The following is an 8,898-nucleotide window of genomic DNA, read 5'->3' as shown; positions in this document are numbered from 1 at the left end:
CATAACTTGTCCCGAGTATCGGGATGGAATCTCGCAATTATAATCATCCCGGTGTGTGACGGGTACGTCATGCTCGATTTCATGTGTTTATAATTTTTCTTTAAGGCCACCCCGAATAGTCGGGGCAGGCTATGGAATCTTTGACGATTAACCCCAAAATTTCGGGGCATTTTCCTGTGTGTTTAATGATGATTTTAATCGTGTCGATTTCATGTGATTATTATAGCTTTTAGTGGCCAAATGGCCTGTCCCGATCCTTACCGGGAATTTGAGCCTATTTTCAGATTTTAGGGCTTGGCTCTGCACTTTTTCGAAAAGGGACTCTTTTGTATTTTTTTGGTATAAACTGCTCAAAAGCCTTTCTAATTTGATTCTGTCTGGCAAAAAATCTACCAAAAGACAGGATAGGAGGGAATTAATCAATAATTCTAAGCTTGGCAAAGCTAAGTAATAATGTCTTTTCTCCAAAATGCTCAAATTTGATGGTGGCTTTTCGGTTGAGTCCCTCTACTTCGATTTTTTCTACCTTCCCAAAACCAAACTTCGGATGCTCCACCAGTTGCTCAGCCTTTAGGTTATTGGTATTGCTGGGCTTAAAATCCGGGCTGGGTGTATGGATTTTCATTTGGGTTGGAACACGCGATTCGGGTTTTTTCTTCAGCCCAATAAAGCCCGAGCTCCCCGGTAACCCTTCCTTCCGCATGGCTCCTGGCATTTCGCGGGTAGCCGACATGCGCTTGTTGACCTTGATAGTGGCCGGATCGACCTCTTCTAAGAATCGACTCGGCTCACAATTGAGCAATCTCCCAAATCTATATCGGGTCAAAGCATAGGTCAAATAAAGCTTATCCATGGCCCTTGTGGAGGCCACATAGAACAGTCTCCGCTCTTCTTCCAAATCCTCTCTGCTCTGCATCATCATCTGGGATGGAAAGAGGTCCTCTTCCATACCGACTACAAATACCTGCTTAAATTCCAGTCCCTTGCTGGAGTGAATGGTCATCAGCGTAATGGCATCGGTGGTGTCCTTGTCCCGGTCATTGTCAGTGAGCAGCGCGATCTCCTGAAGGAAAGAACCCAAGCTTTTATCCTCATTTTCGGGATTATCCACATATTCTTTGATAGCATTGAGGAGCTCTTGTACGTTTTCGTAGCGGTTGAGTCCCTCGATGGTTTTGTCCTCGTAGAGCTCACGCAGAAGGCCACTCTGCTTGGCGATGAAATTGGCCGCTTCGTAGGCATCCTTTCGCTCTACCTCAATTTGAAAAGCCTTAATCATCGTGGCAAAATCATCCGTAGAACTGCCTGCTCGACCGCTGAGAAAGTTAGGGGCATTTTGGACTACTTCCCAAAGCGGAATATCATGATCGTAGGCTGCCACCAGGATTTTTTCCACTGAGGTATCCCCGATTCCCCGCTTGGGATAATTGATGATCCGCTTGAAGGCTTCCTCATCCACAGGGTTAACTGTGAAGCGCATGTAGGCCATGAGATCCTTGATTTCTTTTCTTTGGTAAAATGAAAGCCCGCCTACGATTTTATAGGTCAGGTTCATTTTTCGTAAAGCTTCCTCTATCGCCCGGGATTGGGAGTTGGTGCGGTAGAGTACTGCAAAATCGCTGTTGTTGAGTTTTTTATTGTTTCGCTCCTCAAAGATGGTCGTGGCGACGATCCTACCTTCCTCATTGTCAGAAGTGGCCTTGATCAACTCGATGAGATCCCCGTCAGGATTGGAAGTCCAAACGGTTTTTTTGAGTTGGGCTTTATTTTTATCGATGATGGAATTGGCCGCTTCGACGATGGTCTTGGTGGAACGGTAGTTTTGCTCCAGCTTGACCACAAAGAGATCGGGATAGTCTTTTTCGAAATTTAGGATATTCTGTATATCCGCTCCGCGAAAGGCATAGATACTCTGAGCATCGTCTCCTACCACACAGATGTTTTGATGGACTGCAGCGAGCTTTTTGGTAATGAGGTATTGGGATAGGTTGGTGTCCTGAAACTCATCCACCATCACGTATTTGAAGCGCTGCTGATATTTGTTGAGTACATCGATATGGTCACGGAAGAGGACATTGGTGTTGAAGAGCAAGTCGTCAAAATCCATGGCTCCGGCTTTGAAGAGTCGGTCTTGGTATTTTTGGTAGATTTCGCCCATTCGTGGCCGCATGGCCGCCTCGTCATCTGCTTTGACAAAAGGATCTTTCTGATAAGCCTGCCATGAGATCAACCGGTTTTTTGCACCTGATATTCTTGATAGTACGACATTTTGCTTGTATACCTTGTCGTCCAGCCGCATTTCCTTGACTATGGTCCTGATCAGTGACTTGGAGTCGTCTGTATCGTAGATGGTGAAGTTGGAGGGATAGCCGATTTTTTCGGATTCTACACGGAGGATTTTTGCAAAAACCGAGTGAAATGTTCCCATCCAAGTATTTCTGGCGTCCAAACCTACCAGCGTCTCGATCCGGTACTTCATCTCGGCGGCAGCTTTATTGGTAAAAGTCAGGGAAAGAATCTGAAAAGGATCCACCCCACGGGCATAGATCAGATGGGCTATCCGATAGGTAAGCACACGGGTTTTGCCCGAACCGGCTCCCGCGATGATCATCACAGGCCCTTCAGTATGCTCTACGGCTTCCCGCTGAGGGGGATTGAGTTCTTTTAAATAATCCATTGATTTAGATACAAGATTTTAATACTAGCAGCAATACTTGGTTCGACAGGCTCAGCAGAACTGGTTCTAAAGCCTCATTAGTCTTTGATCGCTTCAGTTTTTTTAATGATTCCGTTTGAAATGTGTGGTTGTTTTATCCGGTTTTTTGGTGACTTGAAAGACGATAACCAACTAATTTCCAAACTTCCTTGCCTCCAAACCTCCCAATCACTTGCTACACCTTCCACCGCTTATGACTCCATAGGTACATATCGGGTTGCTCGCGGATATTCTTTTCCAGCATTTCGCAAAAGCGATCCGTGACCGAATGCGGTAGTGCATCATCAAAAGGAGGCTCAGCCAAAGGAATAAACTCAAAATGATAATGGCCTCTTTTGACCTTGGTCATTTTTCCATATAGGACGTGAAGCCCCATTTTTTTTGAAAGGAACTCCGCTCCTTCAAAAAACACCGCAGGTCGATTAAGAAAGTTCCTTTGATATCTATTTTCCGAGCGAGGTGGACGCTGATCAGATCCCAGTAAAACGATCCTTGGATCTTTTGCCAAGGTAAGCATGCCTCGGCGAAACTCCTTTTTTTCGGTCACATATCCGCCAAATCGTGTCCGAATTTTTTTCATCAGCTCATTGAAAAACGGGTTGTTTACCTTGAGGTAGATGGTCTCCACAGGTACCTCGGAATATAAATTGATCCCGATGACGCCCATTTCCCAATTGAATAGGTGCCCGGCCACCATCAAGCTACTTATTCCCTTTTTTACCGGATCATCTAGCCCCTGCTGATTTTTTATGACAAATCGCTTGCGGAATTCCCGCTCCGATATTGTCAGGATTTTGATCGTTTCGGCAAATGTGTCAGTAAAATTCCGATAAAATCGGTTTCGGACCTGTTTTCGCTCAGTACCTGATAGTTCCGGAAAGGCATGGAGGATGTTTTCGTCAATGACCTTTTTGCGGTAGCGTATCACAAATCTGGCGATCAGGTAAAGCAGATCACTGAAGAGATAAAGTACCGGAAGAGGAAGTCGGGAAAGTAACCGAAAGAAAAACATGCTGTAAAATCAATTCATCAAAGCCTTGATAGCGGCTTTTCGGAAACAAAATAAAGGAAATCAGGTGAAAACTTCCCGATTCCTAGTTATAATTTGACCCAATGATTACTTTTGAAACGTATGTCGGAAGTACAACGCAGAAAATATTCTCAAGAAGAGAAAAATTCCATCTTTGATGGGGAGTTTATGCCACACATAGACTCCATGTACAACTTTGCCTACCGGCTCACCTTTGATGAGGATGATGCTAAGGACCTAGTACAGGATACCTATCTCAAAGCCTATCGTTTCATCAACTCTTTTGAGCAGGGAACCAACGCCAAGGCATGGCTATTTCGAATCCTCAAAAACAGCTTTATCAATGAGTACCGAAAGAAGAGTAAGCAGCCAGCGAAAGTAGATTATCAGGAAGTTGAAACTTATTACAACTCCGATGATGTTGACTTTCGTGGGACCACAGATCTGAGAGCTGAATCGGTCAAGGATATGATCGGAGATGAGATCTCCAATGCGCTCAATAGCCTCGCAGTGGATTTTCGGACAGTAATCATCCTCTGCGATCTCGAAGGATTTACCTACGAGGAGATGGCCAAGATCTTGGACATCCCCATCGGTACGGTGCGGTCAAGACTGCATAGAGCAAGAAATTTATTAAAAGAAAAACTAAAAGGATATGCCCAGCACATGGGCTACAATACGGACGAGGAGGAATAAAAACGATTACCAAATGGACAAAAAGGAAGAATCAACAGGCGAGCGAAAATTGCAATGCAGTGATGTCAGCAAATGCTTTGAGCTACTCGAGAGTATCCTAGACGGAGAAATGGGAGATCCGGGCAAGGAAATGATGAAAGAAAAGTTGGCCAAATGCCAGCCCTGCTTTGAGCATTTTCACCTGGAGCAGGCCATCCGCGAGCTGCTCAAGACCAAGTGTAGCAAGCAAGCCGTGCCAGGGGAGTTGGTCGATTCGATCCGAACCAAAATCTCAGACATCAAATAAGACCCCATGAACCCAGGCAAAGCCATTATTTTTTCCGCACCCTCGGGTTCGGGCAAGACTTCATTGGTACGTCACTTGATCGAGCGGGTACCCAATCTGGGGTTTTCAATCTCAGCTTGCACGAGAGATAGAAGAGGTCGGCATGAGGTACATGGCAAAGACTATTATTTTTTAAGTCAAGAAGAATTCAAAACCAAAATTGACCAAGACGCATTCATCGAATGGGAGGAGGTCTATGAGGGTAATTTTTACGGAACTCTCAAAGAAGAAATCCAACGCATCTGGGATTCGGGAAAAGCAGTCATCTTTGATGTGGATGTGAAAGGCGGATTGGCGCTGAAAAAATACTTTGGCGAGCAAGCTTTGGCGATTTTTGTGAAAGTGCCCTCACTGGAAGTACTCAAAGCCCGTCTCAATGACCGGGGAACGGAGTCAGAAGAGTCCCTATCCCGTAGAGTATATAAGGCAGAATTTGAAATGAAATTTGAACCGCAGTTTGACGTGACGATTGTCAACGATGACTTTGCCAAGTCCTCTCAGGAAGCGGAGCAGCTTGTCCGGGATTTTTTAGCCTCGTAGATCGTGAACATCGGGCTTTTTTTCGGCAGTTTCAATCCCATCCACCTTGGTCATTTGATCATTGCCGAGACGATTTATGATCGCACAGAATTGGATGAGGTATGGTTTGTCGTCAGTCCTCAGAATCCCCTGAAAAAGCGAAAATCGCTGGTCCATGAATTTGACCGGCTGCGCATGGTGGAGTTGGCTATAGCGGATAATTTTCACTTTCGGGCCAGTGATGTGGAGTTTCATATGCCCCGTCCGAGCTATACCATCGATACCTTGACTTATCTATCGGAGCAGTTTCCCCAGCACCAGTTTAGTATTTTTTTAGGGTCGGATAACCTGAAGCAACTCCGCAAGTGGAAAAACTACGAGCAGATTCTGGCCCAGTATCGGCTCTATGTCTATCCCCGGCCGGGAGATAAAGTATCCTTATCCCATCCGGCAATAATGGAGGTAGATGCACCCCTATTGGATATTTCGGCAACCTTTATCCGGGAGGCGATTCAGCAGGAGCGCTCTGTGCGCTATCTTTTGCCTGATGCTGTGGTGGACTATATCCGCTCGAAAAAACTTTACTTCTAGCTGATTATTAACCGTCTGCAAAAAAAAAAAAAAACGCCACTGATGGAATAAATGGAAGTTTTTCGGGGAAAAGATTTGCGATTAAAAACTAAACTCAATAGGTTAGTTTCAGCTTCGGAGTCGAAGCCGTTTTTGGGCCAAAAACTTTTTAGTAAAATTTAATTCTTTAAAAACATGAAAAAAGTATTATTTGGATTAGCCTTTTTTGGGGCTATGGCGTTTTCGGGTATTACGGTTAATGCACAGGAAGAAGAGGAACCTTGTCCTGATGGCTCTGCTACAAATAGTTGGGGTGGTGTATGCTGCCAGTCAGCTCTTAGTTGTAATCATCCCTATTATGGTACGGTCTATGCATCTACATGGACCCGATGTGTCGAAACCTGTACTGAATAATTCACCAAGTGGGAGGAATTTTCCTCCCACTTAACTATTTCACCTTATGCATAGAAGTATACTTATTGCAAGCGTTTTTTTTATTTCAGTCTTTTTGGGATGCAGCCCCAAATCAGGTTCATCGGATGAAATTATTTATTTATCTGAAGAAGACTTGCCGGATCCCATTCAATTGACTGGGAAGAAATACGAGATTGAGGAAATCACCAATCCGCGAGGTTTACTACTAATTGATGATTTCATCCTGGTTTATGAACAAAAAAATATTTACGATAATAAATTCCATGTGATTGATAAAAAGTCTGGAAACTTTCTACGATCCAAAGGAAAGGATGGAATGGGGCCAGGGGAGATTACCGTCATCTCCCAAATCGAGGAAGCTAAAGAGTCTGGAAAAGTATGGGCTTATGATCCTGAAATCAGGAAGTTTTCCAAATATGATCTTCGGGATAGTAGTTTACTGGCAGAGGAAGAATTTCGCTCCCCGGAGACCAGCTTTTTTTTGACAGAATTGACTTGGACAAAAAATCAATCTTTATTTGGAGGTGCAGTAGATGGGATGACCAAATACCTTCATTTGACTAGAGAAGGAGATACCCTTCATCTAATGGGAAACTGGCGAGATCATGTCAAAAGTTGGGGATTGCCCAATGGGTATCAACCCGAAGATTTGGATGCTAATTTGATCAGCTCCATTTTCCAAGGCCCGATTAAGTCTAGCCCAAATGGCGAAATGGTAGTAAAGGCTGGAATGAGTGTCGATTATATAGATATCATCAATTTGGATGGCTATCATACCAAAACCATCATAGGTCCCTCACCTGAGCTTCAACATTTTGATATTGGTTATTCCATGAACTATCAAATGCCTGATTTTGGCATGAATTCCACTCTTCGATATTTGGATGTTTATTCAGGAGAGAAAACTTTTTTCGTCTTATTCTTTGGAAAACCATACCGTGAACTCAGTAATCCAGACAATTTAAACCGGGTATTTGAATTTGATTATGAAGGAAATATCCTGAATCAGTATCAATTGGATATGCCCGTGTATGGGATTGCAGTGGACGAAGAAAACAAAGTAATCTACGGCGTCACGGTGGATCGGGAGCCCAATCTGGTTCGGTTTGAGTATTGATTTGAATGGTAAACCCATATTTTAACCGTCTGCAAAAAAAACACCACTGATGGAATAAATAGCCATTTTTCCGTTCTCAGATTTGCGATTAAAAACTGAACTTAATAGGTTAGTTTCAGCTTCGGAGTCGAAGTCAATTTGGCCAAAAGTTTTTAAACTAACAAAACCAATAAAAAGATGAAGAAGGTATTGTTTGGAATAGCCTTTTTAGGGGCTATTGTTTTTTCGGGTATTACGGTTAATGCACAAGAAGAATTGGAACCTTGTCCACCAGGATTCGAAACTACCCAATGGGGAGGTGTTTGTTGTGAAGCAATAGACACTTGCAGGCATCCTTATGCTGGATTGATCGCTGAGTCAAGTTGGATCAAGTGCGTTAAAACATGTACATGGTAATCAAAGGTTAAGCAGGAGGAATAATCTCCTGCTTATTTAATCTATATATTTCATATGTTAAGAAATTCAATAATAATTATACTTTTAGCTATCCTTTTTTTTGAATGTACTTCAAAAGAAGCTTCTAACAATATTTTATATTTTTCAGAAGAAGATCTTCCAACAATTAAGAGGCTTGAAGGAGAAAAGTATAATATTCATGAAATTGTAAATCCCCGTAGTGTTTTCTTAAAGGAGGACTTGATCATCATTTTAGAACGTAAAAACGTTAGGGATAGTAAATTCCATGTCATAGATTTGAAAACTGGTAAATACCTTCGATCAAAGGGTGTGGATGGCATGGGGCCAGGGGAGGTAACTGTGATCACCCAAATCGAAGATACAGGTGAATTAGGAAAAGTTTGGGCCTATGATCCTGAAATGCGTAAGTTTTCTAAATATGATATTTATGATTCCTCTAGGTTAGCCGAGGAGGAGTTTAAATCTCCCGAAACCTTTTTTTTCTTGACTACCGTGGCTTGGGCAAAGGATGAAACACTTTTTGGAAGTACTGTAGATGGGTGGTCTAAGTATTTGCATTTGACAAAAAAAGGAGACACGTTGGCATTGTTAGGTAATTGGGCTGACATGATTAAAAATAGGGACTTACCTAATGGATATTTGGCTGAAGAGTTAGATGCTAATTTGATTAGTAATGTGTTTCAAGGAACGATAAAAAGTAATTCATCCAAGTCATACTTGGTAGAAGTAGGTACTAGAGTAGATTATATAGATATTATTGATATAGAAGAAAAGAAAATCCTTACTATCTATGGTCCAGTTAAGAAAATCCAAGATTTTTCTATTGGTTATTCAATGAGCTACCAAATGCCTGATTTTGGAATGAATTCCACTCTTCGATATTTAGATGTATATCCAGGAGAAAAATCTTTTTTCGCTTTATTTTCAGGAAAATCCTATCGTGAACTTAGTGGCCCTGACAATTTAAATCGAGTATTTGAGTTTGATTATGAAGGAAATATCTTGAATCAATATCAATTAGATTTCCCCATCTTAGGAATCGCGGTCGACGAAGAAAACAAAGTAATCTACGG

At 42.5% G+C, this 8,898-nt stretch carries 10 protein-coding genes; 8 read left to right on the top strand and 2 right to left on the bottom strand.

The window, feature by feature from the left end; all coding sequences use genetic code 11:
- Window positions 1-415: 415 nt before the first annotated feature.
- The gene (locus BLQ57_RS19665) at window positions 416-2,677 is read right to left on the bottom strand and encodes an ATP-dependent helicase (RefSeq protein WP_087941312.1); all 2,262 of its coding nucleotides are present in this window, start codon (window positions 2,675-2,677) and stop codon (window positions 416-418) included.
- 214 nt (window positions 2,678-2,891) lie between these two features.
- Window positions 2,892-3,728, bottom strand: a complete 837-nt coding sequence (locus BLQ57_RS19660; RefSeq protein WP_087941313.1) for a lysophospholipid acyltransferase family protein — start codon at window positions 3,726-3,728, stop codon at window positions 2,892-2,894.
- Window positions 3,729-3,848: 120 nt separating this feature from the next.
- Here BLQ57_RS19660 and BLQ57_RS19655 point away from each other — a divergent pair, with 120 nt between their 5' ends.
- The 8 genes from BLQ57_RS19655 to BLQ57_RS19620 form a co-directional block, all read left to right on the top strand.
- Entirely contained in the window at window positions 3,849-4,442 is a 594-nt protein-coding gene (locus BLQ57_RS19655) for a sigma-70 family RNA polymerase sigma factor (RefSeq protein WP_087941314.1), read from the top strand.
- A 13-nt stretch (window positions 4,443-4,455) separates the two neighbouring features.
- Entirely contained in the window at window positions 4,456-4,728 is a 273-nt protein-coding gene (locus BLQ57_RS19650) for a mycothiol system anti-sigma-R factor (protein ID WP_087941315.1), read from the top strand.
- 6 nt (window positions 4,729-4,734) lie between these two features.
- Window positions 4,735-5,307 carry a guanylate kinase gene (gene gmk, locus BLQ57_RS19645; protein WP_087941316.1) on the top strand — a complete coding sequence of 191 codons (573 nt, stop codon included), beginning with the start codon at window positions 4,735-4,737 and terminating at the stop codon, window positions 5,305-5,307.
- 3 nt (window positions 5,308-5,310) lie between these two features.
- Window positions 5,311-5,877 (top strand): nicotinate (nicotinamide) nucleotide adenylyltransferase, encoded by a 567-nt coding sequence (gene nadD / locus BLQ57_RS19640; protein ID WP_087941317.1) that lies wholly within the window; start codon window positions 5,311-5,313, stop codon window positions 5,875-5,877.
- A 174-nt stretch (window positions 5,878-6,051) separates the two neighbouring features.
- Window positions 6,052-6,270, top strand: coding sequence for a hypothetical protein (locus BLQ57_RS19635; RefSeq protein ID WP_139162829.1), 219 nt, complete (start codon window positions 6,052-6,054; stop codon window positions 6,268-6,270).
- Between the two features lie 46 nt (window positions 6,271-6,316).
- Window positions 6,317-7,408, top strand: a complete 1,092-nt coding sequence (locus tag BLQ57_RS19630) for a BF3164 family lipoprotein (RefSeq protein WP_087941319.1) — start codon at window positions 6,317-6,319, stop codon at window positions 7,406-7,408.
- Window positions 7,409-7,585: 177 nt separating this feature from the next.
- Entirely contained in the window at window positions 7,586-7,804 is a 219-nt protein-coding gene (locus BLQ57_RS19625) for a hypothetical protein (protein WP_087941320.1), read from the top strand.
- 54 nt (window positions 7,805-7,858) lie between these two features.
- Window positions 7,859-8,898 (top strand): BF3164 family lipoprotein (locus BLQ57_RS19620; RefSeq protein ID WP_092824197.1); only part of this gene is annotated, 1,040 nt, incomplete at its 3' end.

It is taken from the genome of Algoriphagus faecimaris (genome assembly GCF_900101705.1).
GTDB classification, from domain to species: domain Bacteria; phylum Bacteroidota; class Bacteroidia; order Cytophagales; family Cyclobacteriaceae; genus Algoriphagus; species Algoriphagus faecimaris.
The sequence above is the reverse complement of the archived record's forward strand: the minus strand, read 5'-3'. Positions and strand labels throughout refer to the sequence as shown.

Coding starts and splice junctions, on each gene's coding strand:
- BLQ57_RS19625 (WP_087941320.1), top strand. CDS start 7,586: ATGAAGAAGGTATTGTTTGGAATAGCCTTTTTAGGGGCTATTGTTTTT.
- BLQ57_RS19650 (WP_087941315.1), top strand. CDS start 4,456: ATGGACAAAAAGGAAGAATCAACAGGCGAGCGAAAATTGCAATGCAGT.
- BLQ57_RS19660 (WP_087941313.1), bottom strand. CDS start 3,728: ATGTTTTTCTTTCGGTTACTTTCCCGACTTCCTCTTCCGGTACTTTAT.
- BLQ57_RS19635 (WP_139162829.1), top strand. CDS start 6,052: ATGAAAAAAGTATTATTTGGATTAGCCTTTTTTGGGGCTATGGCGTTT.
- BLQ57_RS19630 (WP_087941319.1), top strand. CDS start 6,317: ATGCATAGAAGTATACTTATTGCAAGCGTTTTTTTTATTTCAGTCTTT.
- BLQ57_RS19665 (WP_087941312.1), bottom strand. CDS start 2,677: ATGGATTATTTAAAAGAACTCAATCCCCCTCAGCGGGAAGCCGTAGAG.
- BLQ57_RS19655 (WP_087941314.1), top strand. CDS start 3,849: ATGTCGGAAGTACAACGCAGAAAATATTCTCAAGAAGAGAAAAATTCC.
- gmk (WP_087941316.1), top strand. CDS start 4,735: ATGAACCCAGGCAAAGCCATTATTTTTTCCGCACCCTCGGGTTCGGGC.